The organism is Streptomyces griseus subsp. griseus, from assembly GCF_003610995.1.
Lineage (GTDB): Bacteria > Actinomycetota > Actinomycetes > Streptomycetales > Streptomycetaceae > Streptomyces.
This window is the reverse complement of the sequence record NZ_CP032543.1, coordinates 1,172,796-1,194,454: the sequence shown is the minus strand read 5'-3', so window position 1 is coordinate 1,194,454 and position 21,659 is coordinate 1,172,796. Positions and strand designations below refer to the sequence as shown.

20 protein-coding genes and 1 tRNA gene are annotated in these 21,659 nt (G+C 72.0%); 14 read left to right on the top strand and 7 right to left on the bottom strand.

Annotation, left to right across the window (positions count from 1 at the left end):
* Nucleotides 1-2 precede the first annotated feature (2 nt).
* Nucleotides 3-512, bottom strand: a complete 510-nt coding sequence (locus D6270_RS05525) for a gluconokinase (protein ID WP_109166468.1) — start codon at nt 510-512, stop codon at nt 3-5.
* 130 nt (nt 513-642) lie between these two features.
* Here D6270_RS05525 and D6270_RS05520 point away from each other — a divergent pair, with 130 nt between their 5' ends.
* From D6270_RS05520 to D6270_RS05510, 3 genes are all read left to right on the top strand, one after another.
* On the top strand, nt 643-1,344 hold the full coding sequence (locus D6270_RS05520; protein WP_109166469.1) for a FadR/GntR family transcriptional regulator: 702 nt from the start codon (nt 643-645) through the stop codon (nt 1,342-1,344).
* 70 nt (nt 1,345-1,414) lie between these two features.
* A complete protein-coding gene (locus D6270_RS05515; RefSeq protein WP_109166470.1) occupies nt 1,415-2,500 on the top strand; it encodes an S-(hydroxymethyl)mycothiol dehydrogenase in 1,086 nt (361 codons plus the stop codon).
* Nucleotides 2,500-3,129, top strand: coding sequence for an MBL fold metallo-hydrolase (locus D6270_RS05510; RefSeq protein WP_109166471.1), 630 nt, complete (start codon nt 2,500-2,502; stop codon nt 3,127-3,129). The genes D6270_RS05515 and D6270_RS05510 overlap by 1 nt, the downstream gene beginning before the upstream one ends.
* Nucleotides 3,130-3,141: 12 nt before the next feature.
* On the opposite strand, the gene D6270_RS05505 is transcribed toward D6270_RS05510, so the two are convergent.
* Both D6270_RS05505 and D6270_RS05500 read right to left on the bottom strand, forming a co-directional pair.
* Nucleotides 3,142-4,080 (bottom strand): RluA family pseudouridine synthase, encoded by a 939-nt coding sequence (locus D6270_RS05505; protein WP_109166472.1) that lies wholly within the window; start codon nt 4,078-4,080, stop codon nt 3,142-3,144.
* A 62-nt stretch (nt 4,081-4,142) separates the two neighbouring features.
* Nucleotides 4,143-4,230: transfer RNA gene (locus tag D6270_RS05500), tRNA-Leu, on the bottom strand.
* Nucleotides 4,231-4,414: 184 nt separating this feature from the next.
* Here D6270_RS05500 and D6270_RS05495 point away from each other — a divergent pair.
* From D6270_RS05495 to D6270_RS33780, 3 genes are all read left to right on the top strand, one after another.
* The gene (locus D6270_RS05495; RefSeq protein ID WP_109166473.1) at nt 4,415-5,749 is read left to right on the top strand and encodes a M20/M25/M40 family metallo-hydrolase; all 1,335 of its coding nucleotides are present in this window, start codon (nt 4,415-4,417) and stop codon (nt 5,747-5,749) included.
* Nucleotides 5,750-5,914: 165 nt separating this feature from the next.
* On the top strand, nt 5,915-6,148 hold the full coding sequence (chpH, locus tag D6270_RS05490) for a chaplin ChpH (RefSeq protein ID WP_109166474.1): 234 nt from the start codon (nt 5,915-5,917) through the stop codon (nt 6,146-6,148).
* Nucleotides 6,149-6,287: 139 nt separating this feature from the next.
* Entirely contained in the window at nt 6,288-7,088 is an 801-nt protein-coding gene (locus D6270_RS33780) for a chaplin (RefSeq protein WP_109166475.1), read from the top strand.
* A 97-nt stretch (nt 7,089-7,185) separates the two neighbouring features.
* Here the strand turns inward: D6270_RS33780 and D6270_RS05480 are convergent, their stop codons facing one another.
* The gene (locus D6270_RS05480) at nt 7,186-7,374 is read right to left on the bottom strand and encodes a DUF5703 family protein (protein WP_003970138.1); all 189 of its coding nucleotides are present in this window, start codon (nt 7,372-7,374) and stop codon (nt 7,186-7,188) included.
* A gap of 47 nt (nt 7,375-7,421) precedes the next feature.
* Between D6270_RS05480 and D6270_RS05475 the strand changes: the two genes are divergently transcribed.
* Entirely contained in the window at nt 7,422-8,084 is a 663-nt protein-coding gene (locus D6270_RS05475; RefSeq protein WP_109166476.1) for a hypothetical protein, read from the top strand.
* A gap of 51 nt (nt 8,085-8,135) precedes the next feature.
* Here the strand turns inward: D6270_RS05475 and D6270_RS05470 are convergent, their stop codons facing one another.
* Together D6270_RS05470 and D6270_RS05465 are read right to left on the bottom strand one after the other, a co-directional pair.
* Entirely contained in the window at nt 8,136-10,460 is a 2,325-nt protein-coding gene (locus D6270_RS05470) for a helix-hairpin-helix domain-containing protein (RefSeq protein ID WP_109166477.1), read from the bottom strand.
* Nucleotides 10,457-11,440 carry an aldo/keto reductase gene (locus tag D6270_RS05465; protein ID WP_109166478.1) on the bottom strand — a complete coding sequence of 328 codons (984 nt, stop codon included), beginning with the start codon at nt 11,438-11,440 and terminating at the stop codon, nt 10,457-10,459. The genes D6270_RS05470 and D6270_RS05465 overlap by 4 nt, the downstream gene beginning before the upstream one ends.
* 138 nt (nt 11,441-11,578) lie before the next feature.
* On the opposite strand from D6270_RS05465, the gene D6270_RS05460 reads away from it, so the two are divergent.
* Nucleotides 11,579-12,628, top strand: a complete 1,050-nt coding sequence (locus tag D6270_RS05460; protein ID WP_109166479.1) for an LLM class F420-dependent oxidoreductase — start codon at nt 11,579-11,581, stop codon at nt 12,626-12,628.
* Between the two features lie 234 nt (nt 12,629-12,862).
* A complete protein-coding gene (locus tag D6270_RS05455) occupies nt 12,863-13,651 on the top strand; it encodes a hypothetical protein (protein ID WP_109166480.1) in 789 nt (262 codons plus the stop codon).
* Nucleotides 13,652-13,808: 157 nt separating this feature from the next.
* Here D6270_RS05455 and corA read toward each other — a convergent pair whose 3' ends face one another.
* Nucleotides 13,809-14,795 carry a magnesium/cobalt transporter CorA gene (corA, locus tag D6270_RS05450; protein ID WP_109166481.1) on the bottom strand — a complete coding sequence of 329 codons (987 nt, stop codon included), beginning with the start codon at nt 14,793-14,795 and terminating at the stop codon, nt 13,809-13,811.
* Nucleotides 14,796-14,919: 124 nt separating this feature from the next.
* Here corA and D6270_RS05445 point away from each other — a divergent pair, with 124 nt between their 5' ends.
* From D6270_RS05445 to D6270_RS05425, 5 genes are all read left to right on the top strand, one after another.
* Nucleotides 14,920-15,642, top strand: a complete 723-nt coding sequence (locus tag D6270_RS05445) for a histidine phosphatase family protein (RefSeq protein WP_109166482.1) — start codon at nt 14,920-14,922, stop codon at nt 15,640-15,642.
* A 73-nt stretch (nt 15,643-15,715) separates the two neighbouring features.
* Entirely contained in the window at nt 15,716-16,306 is a 591-nt protein-coding gene (locus tag D6270_RS05440) for a DUF3090 domain-containing protein (protein ID WP_109166483.1), read from the top strand.
* Nucleotides 16,270-17,109, top strand: a complete 840-nt coding sequence (locus D6270_RS05435) for an SCO1664 family protein (RefSeq protein ID WP_109166484.1) — start codon at nt 16,270-16,272, stop codon at nt 17,107-17,109. Before D6270_RS05440 ends, D6270_RS05435 begins: the two co-directional genes overlap by 37 nt.
* Before the next feature lie 130 nt (nt 17,110-17,239).
* Entirely contained in the window at nt 17,240-18,469 is a 1,230-nt protein-coding gene (gene mshC, locus D6270_RS05430; RefSeq protein WP_109166485.1) for a cysteine--1-D-myo-inosityl 2-amino-2-deoxy-alpha-D-glucopyranoside ligase, read from the top strand.
* Between the two features lie 125 nt (nt 18,470-18,594).
* Nucleotides 18,595-21,642, top strand: a complete 3,048-nt coding sequence (locus D6270_RS05425; protein WP_109166486.1) for an NPCBM/NEW2 domain-containing protein — start codon at nt 18,595-18,597, stop codon at nt 21,640-21,642.
* The last annotated feature ends 17 nt before the right edge of the window (nt 21,643-21,659 follow it).

Here is a 21,659-nt window from a genome sequence, read left to right as displayed (position 1 = left end):
CCTTAACTGTCGAGTCGTCGCAGAGCGGCGACGGCCCGCTGGGTGATTTCCGTAGGGGTGCCGGACACGTCGACGTCGACCCCGGCCTCATCGGCCTGGAGCGGCTGCAACGTCGCGAACTGCGAGTCGAGGAGCGCGGTGGGCATGAAGTGGCCCTTGCGGTCCGCCATCCGCTCCTCGATCAGTGCCCGGTCGCCGGTCAGATGCAGAAAGAGGGCGTCGGGCGCCCCGGCCCGCAGCCGGTCCCGGTAGGACCGCTTGAGGGCCGAGCTGGAGACGACCCCGCCGAGCCCCGCCCGCCCGTGCGCCCACGCACCGATGGCGTCCAGCCAGGGCCAACGGTCGTCGTCGTCCAGGGGGGTGCCGGCCGACATCTTCTCGATGTTGGCCGGGGGGTGGAAGTCGTCGCCCTCGGCGTACGGAACGCCGAGTTCGGCGGCGAGCAGGGGACCGATCGTGGTCTTGCCGGTTCCTGCTACGCCCATCACCACGACGACGTGGGGGGTGCTCATGGGTGCCTCGCTGTCTTCTTCGACATCGGTCCGTCGCGCTACTGAAACCCATTAGGTACGACTTATTCAAGAGTCTGTGACGTATACGTCGTACTTTTAACTCCCGGGTGCCGCCCCGTAGGCTTGCCCCATGACCGCACAGAGCCCGGGGCTGCATACCCATGTGCTGGACACCCTGGGTCTGGAGATCTCCTCCGGCCGGTGCCCGCCGGGCAGCGTCCTACGCACCGACGAACTGGCCCAGCGCTTCGACGTCTCCCGTACGGTGGTCCGCGAAGTGGTCCGGGTCCTGGAGTCCATGCACCTGGTCGAGTCCCGCCGCCGGGTCGGGGTGACCGTACGTCCCGCCGAGACCTGGAACGTCTACGACCCCCAGGTCATCCGCTGGCGCCTGGCCGGCTCCGACCGCCCCCGCCAGCTGCGCTCCCTCACCGTGCTGCGCTCGGCCATCGAACCGGTCGCGGCCTCCCTCGCCGCCCGAAACGCCACCGCCGAGCAGTGCGCCGAGCTCACCGAACGTGCCCTCGGTATGGTCGCCACCTCACGCGGCCAGCAGCTGGAGGGCTACCTCGAACACGACATCGCCTTCCACCGGATCGTCCTCAACGCCTCCGGCAACGAGATGTTCGCCCGCCTCGGGGATGTCGTCGCCGAGGTCCTGGCCGGCCGCACCCACCACCAGGTGATGTTCGAGGACCCCGACCCGGCCGCCGTCACCCTCCACGTACGCCTGGCCGAAGCGGTCCGCGAGGGGGACCCGGAGGCCGCCGAGCGCATCACCAGGGAGATCGCGGTGGGCGCCCTGCACGAGCTGGACGTGCTGGCTCCGTAGCAGGCCTCCCAAGGCGTACGGTGGTCCGCGATCGATCTTCACGAAGCGCGGGAGCAGGGAGAGCAGGGTTATGCCACAGCAGGTGCAAGCGGTCATCGCTCCAGGGAAGAACGAGCCGGTGCGGGTGGAGACGATCGTCATCCCCGACCCCGGTCCCGGAGAGGCCGTCGTGAAGATCCAGGCGTGCGGCGTCTGCCACACCGACCTGCACTACAAGCAGGGCGGGATCAACGACGAGTTCCCCTTCCTCCTCGGCCACGAGGCGGCGGGCGTCGTGGAGTCGGTCGGCGAGGGTGTGACGGACGTCGCCCCCGGTGACTTCGTCATCCTCAACTGGCGTGCGGTGTGCGGGCAGTGCCGTGCCTGTCTGCGCGGTCGCCCCTGGTACTGCTTCGACACCCACAACGCCAAGCAGAAGATGACGCTGCTGGACGGCACGGAGCTGTCGCCCGCCCTCGGCATCGGTGCCTTCGCCGAGAAGACCCTCGTCGCCTCCGGCCAGTGCACCAAGGTCGACCCGGAGGTCGCCCCCGAGGTGGCCGGTCTCCTCGGCTGCGGCGTGATGGCGGGCATCGGCGCCGCCATCAACACCGGCCAGGTCGGCCGCGGTGACTCGGTCGCCGTCCTCGGCTGCGGCGGTGTCGGCGACGCGGCGATCGCCGGAGCCCGGCTGGCCGGGGCGGCGAAGATCATCGCGGTCGACATCGACGACCGCAAGCTGGAGACGGCGAAGAAGATGGGCGCCACCCACACCGTCAACTCCCGCTCCACCGACCCGGTCGAGGCGATCCGTGCCCTCACCGACGGCAACGGCGCCGACGTCGTCATCGAGGCCGTCGGCCGCCCGGAGACGTACGAACAGGCCTTCTACGCCCGCGACCTCGCCGGAACGGTCGTCCTCGTCGGCGTCCCCACCCCGGACATGAAGCTCGAACTGCCGCTCCTGGACGTCTTCGGCCGCGGCGGCTCGCTCAAGTCCTCCTGGTACGGCGACTGCCTGCCCTCCCGCGACTTCCCGATGCTCGTCGACCTGCACCAGCAGGGCCGCCTCGACCTCGCCGCCTTCGTCACCGAGACCATCGGCCTGGGCGACGTCGAGCAGGCCTTCGCCCGCATGCACGACGGCGACGTCCTCCGCTCGGTGGTGGTCCTCTGATGGCCGCCCGCATCGACCACCTGGTCACCTCCGGCACCTTCGCCCTCGACGGCGGCGAGTGGGACGTCGACAACAACGTCTGGATCGTCGGCGACGACAACGAGGCGATCGTGATCGACGCCGCCCATGACGCCGCCGCCATCGAGGCCGCGCTCGGCGGCCGTACGCTGCGCGCCATCGTCTGCACCCACGCGCACAACGACCACATCGACGCCGCCCCGGCCCTCGCCGAGGCCACCGGCGCCCCGATTTGGCTCCACCCGCACGACCTCCCGCTCTGGCTCCGGACCCACCCGGAACGGACCCCCGACGGCCCCCTGGCCGACGGCCAGGAGATCACCGTCGCGGGCACCACCCTCACGGTCCTGCACACCCCGGGCCACGCCCCCGGCTGTGTCTGCCTCTACGCCCCCGAGCTGGGTACGGTCTTCACCGGTGACACGCTCTTCCAGGGCGGTCCCGGTGCCACCGGCCGGTCCTTCTCGGACTTCCCCACGATCATCGACTCGATCCGGGACCGGCTGCTCACCCTCCCGGGCGACACCAAGGTCCGCACGGGTCACGGCGACCCCACCACGATCGGTGCGGAAGCGCCGCAGCTGGACGACTGGATCAAGCGCGGCCACTGAGCACCGCGTACGTCACCCCTCCGGCCAGGCGGAGAGCCGCAGCCCGCTCGCGAAGCGGCGCGGCTCCCCGCTGACCGGATCGGTGAACTCCAGCCGCCGCGCCACCAGCTGGAGGGGCCGGGAGAAGTCCTCCACCGCCCCCTCCGGCTCCACCACCGGATACAGCGGATCGTGGACGATCGGCACCCCCAGAGCGTTCATGTGGACCCGCAGCTGATGCGTCCGCCCGGTGGCGGGCGCCAGCCGATAGCGCCCCAGCCCGCCCCGCCGCTCCACCAGCTCCACGTAACTCTCGCTGTTCGCCTCACCCGGCTCCTCCCGGGCGGCGAGCACCCCGCGCTCCTTCACGATCCGGCTGCGTACGGTCCGCGGCAGGACGAGCTCCGGATCGTACGGGGCCACCGCCTCGTACTCCTTGCGCACCAGCCGGTCCCGGAACAGCGTCTGGTACGCGCCCCGCTCCTCCGGCCGCACCACGAAGAGCACCAGCCCCGCGGTCAGCCGGTCCAGCCGGTGCGCGGGCTGGAGCGCGGGCACCCCCAGCTCCCGCCGCAGCCGGGCCACCGCGGTCTCGGTGATGTGCCGCCCCCGGGGTGTGGTCGCGAGGAAGTGCGGCTTGTCCGCGACCACGAGATGCGCGTCCCGGTACACGATCCCGATGGGGAAGGGAACCGGCTCCTCGGCCGCGAAGTCCCGGTGGAACCAGAGGCTCCGCCCGGCGGTGTACGGCTCGTCCCCCCGTACAGCTCTCCCGTCCGCCCCCACGAACCGCCCCGCGTCGATCATCGCCGCGACCCGCTCGGCCCCGATCGCCCCGCCGAACCGCTCGGCCAGATACTCCCCGACGCCCGCCCGGAGCCCACCGGGATCCTCCGGCAGCCGCACACGTACGGCATCGATCCCGTCCCGCTGGGGGAGAGGAGCGGCGGACGCCTTCCTGCGGCCTCTCATCCTCGCCCCTTTCCCGCTGAACCCGGTGACGCAAAAGAGCCCCACCGAAGTGGGGCTCCTGCTGGTGTCCGAGGGGGGACTTGAACCCCCACGCCCGATAAAGGGCACTAGCACCTCAAGCTAGCGCGTCTGCCATTCCGCCACCCGGACAAGGTGTCTGTCTCGCGGGCCCTCGCCCGTTCCGACGTGGAAAACCATAGCAAACATTCGAGGGTGCTCGATCACGCCCCGATGGCTGTGAACGGTGCGTGACGGGGGGTGCACGGCCTTGGGTGTGGGCCGTGGGCGCGGGAGGATGGAGGGGAGCACCACAGCGACAGCGGAAGGAAGCAGCGTGAGCGAGAGCAGCACGGGCAGCACCGTCGGCGGCGGCAACGCCGAGAGGGAGGTCGTGGACCTCTGTCGTGACCTGATCCGGATCGACACCAGCAACTACGGCGACCACTCCGGCCCCGGTGAGCGGCTCGCCGCCGAGTACGTCGCGGAGAAGCTCGCCGAGGTGGGTCTGGAGCCGCAGATCTTCGAGTCGCACAAGGGCCGTGCTTCCACCGTCGCCCGGATCGAGGGGGAGGACCCCTCCCGGCCCGCCCTGCTCATCCACGGGCACACCGATGTCGTCCCTGCCAACGCGGCGGACTGGACGCACGACCCGTTCTCCGGGGAGATCGCGGACGGCTGCGTCTGGGGCCGGGGCGCGGTCGACATGAAGGACATGGACGCGATGACCCTCGCGGTCGTACGGGAACGGATGCGCACCGGCCGCAAGCCCCCGCGCGACATCGTGCTGGCCTTCCTCGCGGACGAGGAGGCGGGCGGTACATACGGGGCCCGCTACCTCGTCGACCACCACCCGGGGCTCTTCGAGGGCGTCAACGAGGCGATCAGCGAGGTCGGCGGCTTCTCGTTCACCGTCAACGAGAACCTGCGCCTCTACCTGGTGGAGACGGCCCAGAAGGGCATGCACTGGATGAAGCTCACCGTGGACGGCACCGCCGGGCACGGTTCGATGATCCACAAGGACAACGCCATCACGGAGCTGTCCGAGGCGGTGGGGCGGCTGGGGCGGCACAAGTTCCCGGTGCGTGTCACCAAGACGCTGCGGCACTTCCTGGACGAGCTCTCCGACGCGCTCGGCACCGAGCTGGACCCGGAGAACATGGACGAGACGCTCGCCAAGCTCGGCGGCATCTCCAAGCTGATCGGGGCCTCCCTCCAGAACACCGCCAACCCCACCCAGCTCGGCGCGGGCTACAAGGTCAACGTCATCCCGGGCCAGGCCACCGCCCACGTCGACGGCCGTTACCTGCCGGGGTACGAGGAGGAGTTCCTCGCCGACCTGGACCGGATCCTGGGCCCCCACGTGAAGCGCGAGGACGTGCACGCCGACAAGGCGCTGGAGACCACGTTCGACGGCGCTCTGGTGGACGCCATGCAGACCGCGCTGGTCGCCGAGGACCCGATCGCCCGGGCCGTGCCGTACATGCTCTCGGCCGGCACCGACGCCAAGTCCTTCGACGACCTGGGCATCCGGGGCTTCGGCTTCGCCCCGCTGAAGCTGCCGCCGGAGCTGGACTTCGCCGGGATGTTCCACGGCGTGGACGAGCGCGTTCCGGTCGACGGTCTGCAGTTCGGCGTGCGGGTGCTCGACCGGTTCATCGACAACTGCTGACCGGGCCCGCACGAACCGCCGACCGGTCGGGTACGTAATTCGACCGCCTGTGCGTACGTGACCGAAAGGGTGAAACGCGGCGTTCACGCGTAGCCCCGCCCTGCCCTCCTCGTTACAAGGTTTGCGGTCCGCGGCTGGGACCGCGCTTTCCAACTAGGAGGAATCATGATCAAGAAGGTCGTCGCAGTTGCGGCTGCCACCGGTGGCCTCGTTCTCGCGGGTGCGGGCATGGCTGCCGCCGACGCGGGCGCCCAGGGTGCGGCCATCGGCAGCCCCGGCGTGCTCTCCGGCAACGTCGTCCAGGTCCCGGTCCACGTGCCGATCAACCTGTGCGGCAACACGGTCTCCGTGATCGGGCTGCTGAACCCCGCCTTCGGCAACACCTGCGTCAACGCGTGACGTTGTGCGTCAGCCCGTAAGGGCTTGAGCTCGGTCGGTCCCGGAGTGCGTGCCATGCACTCCGGGACCGTTCGGCATTCGGCTCCCGCACGGTCATGTCCGGGGGTTTTTCGGAAGGCAGAAGGCAGGAAACGAACCTATGCGACAGGTCACTCGTAAAGGCCTGATCACCATGGCGGCGGCGGGCGGGGTCCTCGCGCTCAGCGGCGGCTATGCTCACGCCGACGCCGGAGCGGCCTCCGCGGCCACCGGATCGCCGGGCGTGCTGTCCGGTAACTCGGTCTCGGTCCCGATCGACATCCCGGTCAACGTCTGCGGCAACTCGGTCACCGTCGGCGGTCTCATCAACCCGACCTTCGGCAACGACTGTGAGAACGGGTCGGCGGCGTCCGGCCAGGGCTCCGGAGCGCAGAACCGTATCGGCGGCGGCTCCTCCGACGGGGCGCAGTCCGGCAACGGGGCGCAGGCGGGGAACACCACCGCGACGGACCGGCACGGCGAGCCCGGCACGGGCCGTCACCGGGCCGGCGGCGCGGGCGCGGAGGGGGTCGCCCAGGGCTCGCCCGGCATCCTCTCCGGCAACGCGATCCAGGCGCCGGTCAGCGTCCCCGTGAACGTCTGCGGCAACAGCGTCTCGGTGATCGGGCTGCTGAACCCGACCTTCGGCAACAGCTGCTCCAACGACGCCGAGCCGCCGCCCCCGCCGCCGGAGGAGCCGGAGAAGCCCCCGGTCACCCCGGAGAAGCCGGTCGTCCCGCCGGTCGAGCCGCCGGCCAACCAGCCGCCCGAGCCGAACGTCCCCGTGACCCCGCCCGGGCCGGAGGAGCAGCTCGCGCACACCGGTGCGGGGGGCATGGAGATGCTCATCCCGGCCAGCGCCGGACTGCTGCTCGCCGGGATGGGATCGGTGCTCTACCGCCGCTCCCGCAGCGCCGCCTGATCCGGGCGCGCACACCGGGCAGCACAGCAGGACGCAACACGGACGGGCCCCGCGCCGGCGGGGCCCGTTCCCTGTCATGAGGTGGCGCGTATCCCTGTCACCAGGTGGCGCGTAGCTGACGGATGATCCGTCGGCGCAGCCGCACCCTGCGGCTGCCGTCGCGGCGCAGCGTCAGGCGGTCCAGCTCCCAGTGTCCGTACTCGGCGTGGTCGGTCAGCAGTCGGGCCGCTTCCTTGCGGGAGACCCCGCGCGGCACGTACACGTCGACAAATTCGTATTCCGGCATCGCATCTATTGTGCGGGCAGAGCCCCGGTACGGATAGCGTCTGCACTATGTCTGATGCTGCGCAGCCCACCGCTGCCGAGGTACGCGCCGCCGCCGAGGCGGTCAAAGCCGCGATCGACCGTCACCTCGACGCGGTCGAACGCCGTACCGGGGACGACGACCCCGCCGTCTACGAAGCGTTCAACTCACTGGCCGCTGCGGCCGAGGTCTACGACGAACTCCTCTACGACCGCCACGACGAGGTCACCCCCTTCGAGATCCCCGGCGCGGACGACTCCCTGCCGCCCTACGCCGGACCCGCCGAGCCCAGCGCGCTGAGCGTGCTGATCCGGCGCGACTACGCGGTCGCGGAGCCCCCGCGGCTGCTCGCCCAGGCCCAGCGCCTCGCCGGCATCGACGCCGGACCCGGCGCGGCCGGTGCCACGGCCCCGGTGGTCGGCACCAGCGTCCATGCCGCGCTCGGTGTGCTCTTCGGGGAGTACGAACCGGACGAGATCGCCTCCCGGCACAAGGAGTTCGGCCTGGAGGAGGGGGACTCCACCCTCTGGGTCTCGGCAGCGGAGGCGCTCCCCGAGCCCGGGGAGTGGCTCGGCGCCCCGTTCGAGGACGCCGACCCCGAGCTGGTGGTGTGCCGCTTCGACGTCAGCGCCGTCTTCGACGAGGAGGAGCTGGACGACGAACTCGACGAGCCGGCGGCCGGCCGCGCCTGACAGGGCAGTGGGCCCCGGCGCGCCGCGCCGGGGCCCACTGCCCTGTGTCGCTCAGGAAGCGGCGTCGGGCGTCGGGAGCGCTTCGAGGAGCGGCCGCAGCCGGGTCGTCCGCTCCTGGGCCGGAACCTGCGCCACCGCGTGCGGAAGCGCCTGGTCCACCCCGTGCACCACGGACAGATGCCGCTCGCCCCGGCCGAACGCGGTGTACACCCACGGCCGGCTCAGCCCCGCCGCCGCGTCGCCCGGCAGCACCACCACCGCGGCGGGCCAGCGCATCCCGGCCGCCTGATGGGCACTGAGCGCCCAGCCGTGCCGCACCGCCGACTCCACCCGCTCCTGCGGTACGACGACGGGGACGCCGCCGCAGTCCAGATGCAGCCCCTCGGCGTCGGCCGAGCGCACAACGCCGGGCACCGCACGACCGGGTGCGGGGACATGGATCACGCGGTCGCCCGGGTCGAACCCGCCGAACCGGCCCGGCCCCGGGTTGAGCCGCTGCTTGAGGGCCTCGTTCAGCACCCGGGTCCCGGCCGCCCCGCCATGGCCCACCGTGATGACCTGGGTCTCCGTGGCGGGGATGGAGAAGGCCCGGGGCACCGAGTCGGCGACCAGCTGCACCGTGCGGTGGACCGCCTCGCCCGCATCGCGGACCGGGACGATCACGACCTCCTTGCCGGGTGCATGCACCTGGGTCAGCTCCCCGATACCGATGCCCGAGACCAGCTCGCCGATCGGGCCGGGATCCGGCGTACGGGAGACGACCTGCGGGCACGCCCGTGCGGCCAGCACATCGGCGAAGACCCGCCCGGCGCCCGCCGAACCCAGCACACCGGGGTCACCGCTCAGCACCAGCCGCACGCCGTCCGCCAAGGCCTCGACCAGGACGGCCGCGCCCTCCACGTCCAGCTGCGGGGCGTCCAGCACGACCAGCAGGTCCAGGGCGAGCGCCCCGTCCTCGTCGCGGCCGGGCCCCTCGGTGCCGGAGAGCAGCCCGGCCAGGGTGACCGCAGCGTCCGGGGCACCGACCGCGTCCGTCAGCCGGCGGCGGCCGTCCTCGCTGTGGGTGGCGCCCAGGGCCCGCAGCCCCATGCCCTGGGCTGCCGCGATCAGGGCGGCGGGCTCGGCCCGGGCCGCCTCGCCGCCGCTGTGCGCGACGAGCCCGGCGGTGGCCGCCGTACGGATCAGCTCGGCGGCCGAGGGGGAGGGTGCGGCGGCCGCCGCCTCCGCCCAGTCAGCGCCCTTCTCGCAGGCGTTCATGAGGCGGGCCAGGCCGTCGGCGAGGCTCTCCTCGGCCAGTGCGTAGCGGTCCAGCCCCAGCAGCACCTGGACCGGCTCCGGGGTCTCGGGCTCCTCGTCCTCCGCCGGGGCCTCGGCCTCTCCGTCGAACCCGGCCTCCGCGCCCTCCTGGAAGACCAGGGCGGCACCCTCCTCCACGGCGTGGCGCACGGCCTCCTCCGGGTCGCTCACCGCACGCTCGGCGAGCGCGGCCCGGACCGCCTCGGCGTCCAGCGCCGTGTGGCCCTGGAGGGCGGCCCGCTCCAGCAGCCAGCCGACCAGGGCCGCCGTGCGGCGCTCGTCGTCCGGGCCGCACGCGGAGCCCAGCAGGGCCCGGGCGAAGCCGTCCGCCTGCTCGGGCCGCACGCCCGGCACCGCCAGCAGCTGCCAGGGGTCGGCGCGGAGCAGCCCGGCGGCCTGCTCGCCCAGGGTCCCGGTGGCGGGGCGGGCCAAGGCCTCGGGGACGCCGCCCTCGGTGAGGACCGCCCGCACCGCGTCCACGGCCTCGGGCGGGGCTGCCCGGTCCACGGCGGGTGCGGCGGCGGCCGGAGCGGGGCGCTGGGACTGCCCGGAGGGGGCCGGGGCGGGGCGGCGGGGCGCGGGTGCGGCGGCGGGGGAGTCGAAGAACTCCGTGCCCGCCTTCTCGCCGCTCTCCACAGCCCGTACCGCCGCGAGCAGGTCGGCGGCGGTGCCGCTCAGCCTCGCACCGGCGGCGACGGGGCCCTCCTTCTCGGCCTTGCGCTTCGCGATCTTCTCGCGCAGCTCACGCTGGGCGGCCAGCTCGGCCTGCGCCTCGGAGAGCGCGGCGGCGACCGGCGCGTCGCCCTCCCCGCCGGTGGACGTGTCACCGGCGGGTGCGTCACCGGCCGGCGGGTCCTCCGCAGAGACCTCCGCGTCGGAGGTGTCCGCTGCGGGCTGCCCGGAGTCCACCGGCTCCCCGGCCTCCGCGAGCCCGGCGCCGGCGGCCCCGGTCTCCTGAGGCCCGGCGTCGGGCGCTTCGGTGTGCGCGGGGCCTTCGGCGTCGGCGGCGGCCGGGGGCTCGGCGCCCTCCGGTGTGTCCGTGCCGACGGTGCCGGGGGTCTCCCCGGGAAGCGCAGTCACAGCGTGCTCCAGTCCTGGTCGGGATAGCGGTGCACGGGCGCCGACACATCGTCGAGCGCCTGGCAGATCTCGTAGGGAAGACTAAGCGCCTCCACTGACAAAGCCTCCGCGAGCTGCCCGGCGTTGCGCGCTCCGACGATCGGGGCGGCCACCCCGGGCCGGTCCCGCACCCAGGCCAGCGCCACCTGGAGGGGGCTCGTCGCAAGCCCGTCGGCCGCCGTCGCCACCGCGTCGGTGATCCGGGCCGCCGCGTCGTCCAGATACGGCTCCACGAACGGGGCGAGCCGCTCGGAGGCGCCCCGGGAGTCGGACGGGGTGCCCTGGCGGTATTTGCCGGTCAGCACGCCACGCCCCAGCGGCGAGGAGGGCAGCAGCCCGATCCCGAGGTCCAGCGCGGCGGGCAGCACCTCCCTCTCGATGCCCCGCTGGAGCAGCGAGTACTCCATCTGCGTACTGGCCAGCCTCGTGCGCACCCCGGGCGCGGCGAGCTGCCAGGTGGCGGCCTTGGCCAGCTGCCAGCCGCAGAAGTTCGACACGCCCGCGTACCGGACGCGGCCGGAGGAGACGGCCAGGTCCACCGCCTGGAGCGTCTCCTCCAGCGGGGTCTCCGGGTCGAAGGCGTGGACCTGCCACAGGTCCACGTAGTCCGTGCCGAGCCGCTCCAGCGAGGCGTCCAGGGCGGCCAGCAGATGCCCGCGCGAACCGTTGACGCGGCGGTAGGGGTCGGGGACGTTGCCCGCCTTGGTGGCGACGACCAGATCCTCGCGCGGCACCAGGCTGCCGACGAGCCGCCCGAGCAGGTATTCCGCCTCCCCGTCCCCGTACACATCGGCGGTGTCCACCAGGGTGCCGCCCGCGTCCCAGAAGGCCTTGAGCTGGTCGGCGGCGTCGTGCTCGTCCGTGTCCCGGCCCCAGGTGAGGGTGCCGAGCCCGATCCGGGACACGCGTAGGCCGGTGCGGCCGAGATGCCTCTGCTCCATGGGCGCTGAGATTACTGGCCAAGGCCCCACGGGGTGCAGGCCTGTGGACAACGGGAGGTCGCGGGGGCCTGCCGGATCGCCGCCACCCGCGCTAGAGTCCCCAGGAAGGGACGTTACTGATCAGTAAGGGGAGCGGCTATGCGGCTCGGCATCAATCTCGGTTACTGGGGCGCGGGCATGGACGGCGACAACCTCGCCGTCGCCCAGGAGGCCGACCGGCTCGGCTACGACGTCTGCTGGGCGGCCGAGGCCTACGGCTCGGACGCGCCGACCGTGCTGACCTGGGTCGCGGCCCAGACAGAATCCATCGACGTCGGCTCCGCGATCATGCAGATCCCGGCCCGCCAGCCCGCGATGACCGCGATGACCGCCGCCACCCTGGACTCGCTCTCCGGCGGCCGCTTCCGGCTCGGCCTCGGCGTCTCGGGCCCGCAGGTCTCCGAGGGCTGGTACGGCGTCAAGTTCGACAAGCCGCTGGCCCGCACCCGCGAGTACGTCGAGATCGTCCGCAAGGCGATGACCCGCGAGCGCCTCTCCTACGAGGGGCAGCACTGGACGCTGCCGCTGCCCGGCGGCCCCGGCAAGCCGATCAAGCTGACCGTCCACCCGGAGCGCGAGCACATCCCGCTCTACATCGCCGCGATCGGCCCCAAGAACCTGGAACAGACGGGCGAGATCGCCGACGGCGCCCTGCTGATCTTCCCCTCCGCCGAGCACCTGGAGGAGACCGCGCTCACCTATCTGCGCGCGGGCCGCGAGAAGGCCGGGAAGACCATGGAGGGCTTCGACGTCTCCCCGACGCTGCCGCTCGCCATCGGCGACGACGTCAAGGGCCTCGCCGACATGTTCCGCCCGTACACCGCCCTGTACGTCGGCGGCATGGGCAGCCGGAAGCAGAACTTCTACAACCAGCTCGCGCAGCGCATGGGGTACGAGAAGGAGGCCGCCGAGATCCAGGACAAGTACCTGGACGGGGACAAGGCCGGGGCGGCCGCCGCCGTTCCGCACCAGCTGATCGACCAGACCACGCTGCTCGGCCCCGTCGAGAGGATCGCCGAGCGGATGCAGGCGTACGCCGCCGCCGGGGTCACCACGCTCAACCTCGCCCCCGCCGGCTTCACCCTGGAGGAGCGGCTCACCGCCCTGCGCGCCGGCACGGACGCCTTGGAGCGCTCCGGACTCGCGTAACGCCCGCGGGCAGCACTACGGCCGTGGTGGGGGCTCGGGGGTCTTCCCCGCCACGGCCGTCACCCGGAACAACGCGCCGTACGCCCCAGGGTTACGCCGGGCGGCGCGGCGGTCCCCTTACCCTCACCGCCGTTGCTCCGGTTGCCGACTGCTCCCCGGCACATTTGACTGCTGCTCTGCGCACTACTGCCCCGTGGCGTCCGCCTCGCGGGGACCGGTACGGAGGTGGCCGTCATGCTCTCAGCCCGCAGCCTTTTCCAGGAGATCCTGGACGACGACGAGGCCTACCGGCTCTTCTGCTCCATCGCCGCCAGCGGGGAGTCCCAGGGCGGCTGGGAGAACGCCCGGATCGCCGCCCTGGTCCCCGAGAGCCGCCGCGCCCTGGCCCCGAGGATCGTGCGGCACGGCGCCGACGAGGACAAGCACGGCCGGATCTTCAACGCCCTCCTGAAGAAGCGCGGGCTGCGACCGGCCGACATCCCGCCGGAGACCGACTACACGATGCTCCTGGAGCAGCAGGGCATCGGCCTGGCCCACTCCCGGCTGCGCGGCGAGGAGCGGCTCACCGAGCGCGACATCATCACCTACCTGGCCCACAGCAGGATCACCGAGCAGCGCGCCTCCGAGCAGATGCGGCTGCTGCGCCGCTACTTCGCCGACCGCCCCGACATCGGCCGTGCGGTGCGGATGATCTCCGACGACGAGGACAACCACCTCGCGTACTGCCACGAGGAGCTGCTGCGGCTCGCCCGGGAGGGCCACGGCCGCACCATCCAGCGGATCATGCGCGAGTGCGCCCTGGCGGAGATCCGGGTCTACCGCGACGTCAGCCTCGCGGTGATGGACCACATGGGACGGCTGCTGGGCTGGCCGCGCCCCAAGGCCGCCGCGCTGGCCGCCGGGATCCACGCGGTGTACGCGTACGAGCGGCTGGTCGGCTGGCGGCGCATGGTGAGCCTGGAGATGCCCCAGCGGCGCGACGCCCTGGGCGGCCGCGCCGTACCGGAACCGGAGTACGCGTAAGCCTGTACGAGCATGCGTGAGCTTCAGGACGACGCGCCACCACCAGGACGACGCGCCACCACCAGGGTGACGCGTGACCTTCAAAGCGATGCGTGCCCTTCAGGGTGACGCGTGCCCCATGAGGGCCGCGCGTCATCTCAGGGGTCGCGTGTGAACCTCACAGCCACCCGCGCCGCTTGAACTGGCGGTGGAGTCCGAACACCACCAGGGCCATGAACGCGACGACGGCCGGGTACGCCCACACCCACGCCAGCTCCGGCATGTGGTCGAAGTTCATGCCGTAGATGCCCGCCACCATCGTCGGGACGGCGGCCATCGCCGCCCACGCCGAGATCTTGCGCATGTCGTCGTTCTGCCGCACCCCCATCTGCGCGAGATGGGCCGAGAGGATGTCCGACAGCAGCCGGTCCAGCCCCTCCACCTGCTCGTTGACCCGCGTCAGATGGTCGGCGACGTCACGGAAGAAGGGCTGCGCCTCCTGGTGGACGAACGGCACCCCGGCCGCCGCGAGCCGGGTCATCGGTGCCGTCAGCGGGCCGGTGGCCCGGCGGAACTCCAGGACCTGCCGCTTGAAGGTGTAGATGCTCGCCGCCGTGTTCGAGGAGTCGCCGGTCCCGCTCGGGGCGAAGACCTCGGTCTCCAGCTCCTCCAGGTCCACCTGGAGCTCACCGGCCACCTCGATGTAGTGGTCCACCACCGCGTCGCTGATCGCGTACAGCACCGCGGTCGGCCCGTGCGCCAGTATCTGCGGGTCCGCCTCAAGGCGGCTGCGCACATCCGCCAGCGGGGCGCTGTCACCGTGCCGGACCGTCACCACGAACGAGTCCCCGATGAAGATCATCAGCTCGTCCGCGCTCACCGTGTCGCTCTTCGACTCGTAGGCGACCGGCTTCAGCACCGCGAACAGGGAGTCGTCGTAGACCTCCAGCTTGGGGCGCTGATGCGCGCGCAGCGCGTCCTCGACCGCGAGCGGGTGCAGCCCGAACTCGTGGCGTACCAGGTCGAACTCCTGCTCGGCCGGCTCGTGCAGACCGAGCCAGAGGAACGCGTCGTCGGATTTTCGCGCCCGGTCGAGGGCGGCGGGGATGTCGTCGGGCCCATCGGTCCGGCGGCCGTCCTCATAGATGGCACAGTCCACGATCATTTCGGCATCCTTGGGAGGTTGAGGACCACAACGTACAAGGTGGGCGGGGTCGGCTCACCGCAGCCTCCTGCCCCGTGGCAGCCGTCCTCGCACCCGCGCCCGTGAGACATCTAGGCTGACGGGTATGCCCACGCTGATCCTCGTACGCCACGGACGCTCCACCGCCAACACCGCCGGAGTGCTCGCGGGCCGCACCCCCGGGGTCCTCCTCGACGAGCGCGGCACCGAGCAGGCCGCCGCCCTGCCGGCGCGGCTGTCCGCGCTCTCCCTCGTCGCCGCTGTCACCAGCCCCCTGGAGCGCTGCCGCCAGACGCTGCAGCCGCTGATCGACGCCCGGCCCGGGCTGCCCGTGCACCCCGAGGAGCGGATCAGCGAGTGCGACTACGGCGACTGGTCGGGCCGCAAGCTCGCCGAGCTCTCCGACGAACCGCTGATGTCCGTCGTCCAGCAGCACCCGTCCGCCGCGGCCTTCCCCGGCGGCGAGTCGATGCGCGCCATGCAGGCCCGCGCCGTCGACGCCGTACGGGACTGGAACGACCGTGTCGAGGCGGAGCACGGTGAGGACGCCACGTACGTCATGTGCTCGCACGGCGACATCATCAAGTCCCTCGTCGCCGACGCCCTCGGCATGCACCTGGACCTCTTCCAGCGCATCCATGTGGACCCCTGCTCGGTCACCGCGATCCGCTACACCCGGCTGCGCCCCTTCCTCCTGCGGGTCGGCGACACGGGCGATCTCACCCCGCTGGCGCCGCGCGAACAGTCCGTCGGAGCGGACGCCGCGCCGTCCGGTGCGGGTGACACCACGTCGGACGCGGCGGTCGGGGGCGGCGGGGGCGCGCCGTGATCTCCGCTGGCAGTAGGGTGGACGCGCCGTAGCGCCGCTATCCACCCCCAACGATTCTCAAGGGAGACAGGACGTGTCCCGTCAGGTGTTCCTCTACGACCCACCGGACCGATTCGTGGCCGGTACGGTCGGGTTGCCTGGCCGCCGTACGTTTTTCCTCCAGGCCTCCTCCAAGGGGCGGGTCACCAGCGTCGCCCTGGAGAAGACCCAGGTGGCCGCCCTGGCCGAGCGGATCGACGAACTGCTGGACGAGGTCGTCCGGCGTACCGGGGGCAGCTCGCCGGTGCCCGCCGTCGCTCCCACCGACGTCACCGACACCGCCCCCCTGGACGTCCCCGTCGAGGAGGAGTTCCGGGTCGGCACCATGGCCCTGGCCTGGGACGGCGACGAGCAGCGCATGATCGTCGAGGCGCAGGCCCTCGTCGAGCTCGACGCGGACTCCGAGGACGACCTCGCGGAGGCCGAGGAGAAGCTTCTCCAGGACGAGGAGAACGGCCCGCCGATGCTCCGGGTCCGGCTCGACGGCGCCCAGGCCCGGGCGTTCGCCAAGCGCGCCCTGGACGTCGTCAACGCAGGCCGCCCGCCGTGCCCGCTGTGCAGCCTGCCGCTCGATCCGGAAGGACACGTATGCCCGCGCCAGAACGGATACCGTCGCGGAGCCTGACGGAGACCGAGCTGCTCACCCTGCTCACCGAGGGCACACTCACCGTGCTCGGGCAGGTCGGCGGGGCCTCCAACGCGGTGCTGCACTGCACGGTCGCGCACGAGGGCGAGGAGCTCACCTGCGCCTACAAGCCGGTCGCGGGCGAGCAGCCGCTGTGGGACTTCCCGGACGGGACGCTCGCGCAGCGGGAGGTGGCCGCGTACGAGGTCTCCCGGGCGACCGGGTGGGGCCTGGTGCCGCCCACCGTGCTGCGGGACGGGCCGTACGGCGAGGGTATGTGCCAGCTCTGGATCGACGGGCCCGGACCCGGTGAGGAGCCGCCCGAGCTGCTGGCCCTCGTCGAGGACGACGAGCCGGGCGAGGGCTGGAAGGCCGTGGGCTTCGCCGACGTGGGGGAGGGCAGGACCGCGCTGCTGGTGCACGCGGACGACCCCCGGCTGCGGCGGCTCGCGGTGCTGGACGCGGTGATCAACAACGGTGACCGCAAGGGCGGCCATCTGCTGCCGGCCCCCGGCGGGCTGCTGTACGGCATCGACCACGGGGTCACCTTCAACGCGGACGACAAGCTGCGCACCCTCCTGTGGGGCTGGGCCGGCGAGCCGCTCACCGAGGAGGCGCTGCTGGTCCTCGAACGGCTCGCCTCGGAGCTGGCGGCGGGGAAGCCCCTGGCCACCCGGATGGCCCAACTCGTCACGGCGGCCGAGCTGGAGGCCCTGCGGGCGCGGGTGGCGGGGCTGCGCGACGGCGGGGTGCACCCGAAACCGGGCGGCCAGTGGCCGCCGATCCCGTGGCCGCCGGTGTAGCGGACCCCGGCAAGCCTCGGTGAACGTCCTGGCCGTACAGCCTCTCGAAGGTTTACCGCAAGAGTGTCTCTTCGGACAGGAATCCGGATCCGGTTCGTATCCGGAAGCATCGTCCGGTTACGCTCATGACATGCATGCCTGGCCCGCTTCTGAGGTCCCCGCCCTGCCTGGCAAGGGCCGCGACCTTCGGATCCACGACACCGCGACCGGCGGACGGATCACCCTTGACCCCGGTCCCGTCGCCCGCATCTACGTCTGCGGCATCACGCCGTACGACGCGACCCACATGGGTCATGCGGCGACCTACAACGCGTTCGACCTCGTTCAGCGCGTGTGGCTCGACACCAAGCGGCAGGTTCACTACGTCCAGAACGTGACCGACGTGGACGATCCGCTCCTGGAGCGGGCCGTGCGCGACGGTCAGGACTGGACCGAGCTCGCGGAGCGCGAGACGGCACTCTTCCGCGAGGACATGACCGCCCTGCGGATGCTGCCCCCGCAGCACTACATCGGAGCGGTCGAGGCCATACCGGGCATCGTGCCCCTCGTCGAACGGCTGCGGGAGGCGGGCGCCGCCTACGACCTCGAAGGCGACGTCTACTTCTCCGTCGACGCCGACCCGCACTTCGGCGAGGTCTCCGGCCTCGACGCGGCGGCGATGCGCCTGCTCTCCGCCGAGCGTGGCGGCGACCCCGAGCGCCCCGGCAAGAAGAACCCCCTCGACCCGATGCTCTGGATGGCCGCCCGCCCGGGCGAGCCGAGCTGGGACGGGGCCTCCCTGGGTGAAGGCCGCCCGGGCTGGCACATCGAATGCGTCGCGATCGCGCTGGACCACCTCGGGATGGGCTTCGACATCCAGGGCGGCGGCTCCGACCTCGCCTTCCCGCACCACGAGATGGGTGCCTCGCACGCCCAGGCGCTGACCGGCGAGTACCCGTTCGCCAAGGCGTACGTCCACGCCGGCATGGTCGGTCTCGACGGCGAGAAGATGTCCAAGTCCAAGGGCAACCTCGTCTTCGTCTCGGCGCTGCGCCGCGAGGGCGTGGACCCGGCGGCCATCCGCCTCGCCCTGCTCTCCCACCACTACCGCGCCGACTGGGAGTGGACCGACCAGGTCCTCGCCGACGCCGTGGAGCGCCTCGCCCGCTGGCGCGCCGCGGTCTCGCGCCCCGACGGGCGGTCGGCCGACGCCCTGGTCGAGGAGGTCCGCGAGGCCCTCGCGGACGACCTGGACACGCCCTCGGCGCTGGCCGCCGTGGACCGGTGGGCCGAGCTCCAGAGTGCGGAGGGCGGTACGGACGAGGGGGCGCCCGGCCTCGTCTCCCGTACCGTCGACGCCCTGCTGGGGGTCGCGCTGTAGCACGGAGGACGGCCCGCCGCCGCCCGCTCCGACCACCCGGACCGGCCTCGGACTTCTCTACGAAGTTCGGGGCCGGTCCCCTTTTGTCCGTAGTCACATGCTCGAAGTTGCGCTAAAAGCTTCCTATGCAATCAACAACGCGCATCAGAGCGGCGGCAGTTGCTGTGGCGCTCGGGCTGTTCGCCGCCCTCGCCGGGCCCGGCAACGCCCGTGCCGAGCAGGCCGCGCCGGAGGCCACCACGGTCGGTGACGTGACCGGGTTCCGTGCCCAGGGGGCCGTGTACCGGCTGAGCGCCGGGCCCGCCGAGGCCCGCGTCAGCTTCGTCTCCGAGGAGACCTTCCGCATCGAACTCGCCCCCGACGGCGACTTCACCGACCCCACGGGCGACGACATCGTCCTGCCGCGGGGCAAGGCGCCCCGCACCCGCTGGAAGGACCGCGGCGACCGCTACGAGCTGTCGACCGACGAGGTCACCCTGCGGGCCTACAAGAAGCCGCTGCGCTTCGCGCTCCACCGGGCCGACGGCAGCCGAATCTGGTCCGAGGCGAAAGGGCTGAGCTGGACCGGCGACACCACCGTCCAGACGCTGGCCCGGGGCGCCGGGGAGCAGTTCTACGGCGCCGGGATGCAGAACGGCCGGGGCAACACCTCCCACCGCGACAAGACCGTCGAGGCCGCCGTCGATGACAACTGGAACGACGGCGGCCACCCCAACTCCGTACCCTTCTACCTCTCGACGGCCGGGTACGGCGTCTTCCGCAACACCTACGCGCCCAACACCTACGCGTTCACCGACCCGGTGACGACCAGCGCGAAGGAACAGCGCTTCGACGCCTACTACTTCGCCGGCGACGGTGCCAAGGACGTCATCGGTCAGTACACCGACCTCACCGGGAAGCCCTTCCTCCCACCGGTCTACGGCATGGAGGTGGGCGACGCCGACTGCTACCTCCACAACGCCAACCGGGGCGAGCGCCGCACCCTGGACGCGCTGAAGATCGCCGACGGCTACGTCGAACACGACATGCCGAACGGCTGGATGCTCGTCAACGACGGCTACGGCTGCGGCTACGAGGACCTGGAGGAGACGGCCCGGGGACTGAAGGACCGCAAGATGCAGCTCGGCCTCTGGACCGAGGACGGCATCGAGAACCTCGCCGCCCAGGTCAAGGCCGGACAGCGCGTCGCCAAGCTGGACGTCGCGTGGGTCGGGGAGGGCTACAAGTTCGCCCTCGACGGCTGCAAGGACGCCTACCAGGGCATCGAGGACAACAGCGACGCCCGGGGCTTCACCTGGGCCCCCGAGAGCTGGGCGGGCGCACAGCGCTGCGGGGTGCAGTGGTCCGGCGACCAGTCCGGCACCTGGGAGTACATCCGCTGGCAGATCCCCACCTACGCGGGCGCCACGATGTCCGGACTCGCCTACACCACCGGTGACATCGACGGCATCTTCGGCGGCAGCGCCAAGACGTACACGCGTGACCTTCAATGGAAGATGTTCCTCGGTACGACGATGACCATGGACGGCTGGGCCCCCATGGACAAGCAGCCCTTCCGCCACGGGGAGCCGTACACCTCCATCAACCGCGACTACCTCAAACTCAAGGAGTCGCTGCTGCCCTACCAGTACAGCTACGCCCACGAGGCGACGGAGACCGGTGTCGGTATGGTCCGACCACTGGTCCTCGAATACCCCGACGACCCGAAGGCGGCGACGGAGGCCGCGAAGTACGAGTTCCTCTCCGGCGAGCACTTCCTGGTGGCACCCGTCTACCAGGACACCACCGAACGCCGGGACATCTACCTCCCCAAGGGCACCTGGATCGACTACTGGAGCGGCCGCACCTACCAGGGCCCCACCACCATCGGCTCCTACAGCGCACCCCTCGACACCCTGCCGCTCTTCGTGAAGGCGGGCGCGGCGGTCCCGATGTGGCCCGGCATCCGCTCGTACCGCGATCGCACCGCCGACTCCCCGCTGGCCTGGGACATCTACCCGCAGGGCACCAGCTCCTTCACCCTGTACGAGGACGACGGCGTCACCCGGCAGCACCGGGACGGCAGGTACGCCACCCAGCGCGCCGATGTCCGCGCCCCCGTGCGCGGGCCGGGCGATGTCTCCGTCACCATCAACGAGAGCCGGGGCAGCTTCACCGGCAAACAGGCCAGGCGCCCCTACGAGTTCACCGTGCACACCGGCTCCGAGCCCCGCTCGGTCACGCTGGACCGGACCCTGCCCCGGCTGACCTCCGAGGCCGCCTACAAGGCCGCACAGCAGGGCTGGTTCTACGACCGGGACGACCGCGGCGGTGTGGTGCACATCAAGACCGCACCCCTGCGCACCGACAAGAAGTTCACCGTCAAGCTGAGCGGCGCCAGCGCGGTCGGCGGCAAGAAGGCTTCCGCGTCAGCTGTGCTCTCCGCCCCCACGGGCCAGGAGGCCGGAGCGGGAACGCCCGGCCAGGTCCAGGTCGACATCACCGCGGGCAGCGCCGACCTGACGGACGCCGCGGTCACCCTCCAGGTCCCCGCGGGCTGGAAGAGCGCCACGGCGAAGGTCCCGGGCCGGATCCCGGCGGGCGCCACCCGCCGGGTCGCGGTGGAGGTGACCCCGGCGAAGGACGCGGAGGTACGCGAGACCCGGCTCACCGCCCTCGCCCGCTACCGGGCCGCCGGGGACGCCCGCACGAGCGAACAGCGGCTCGCCCTCTCCGTTCTGCCACCGCCGCCCACCGGCCAGGCCTGGGCGAGCGACCTGGTCTGGCTCTCCGAGACCAACGGCTACGGGCCGGCCGAACGCGACCGCTCCAACGGGGAGTCGGGCGCGAACGACGGGCGGACGCTGACGCTCGCGGGCACCACGTACGAGAAGGGCATCGGCACCCACGCCGACTCCGACATCGCGATCCACCTCGGCGGCCGCTGCACATCGTTCACCGCCGACGTGGGAATCGACGACGAGATCGACGGCTATGGAGAGGTCGCGTTCTCGGTGGAGGGTGACGGCAGGGTGCTGTGGACCTCACCGAAGCTGACCGGAGCCTCGGCGACCGTGCCGGTGGACGTGAGACTCGACGGCGTACGGCAGGTTCGCCTGAAGGTCACCGACACCGACGGGTCCAGGACGGGGGACCACGGCGACTGGGCGGCGGCGAAGTTCCACTGCGCCTGAGCCCCGGAACGCCGGAG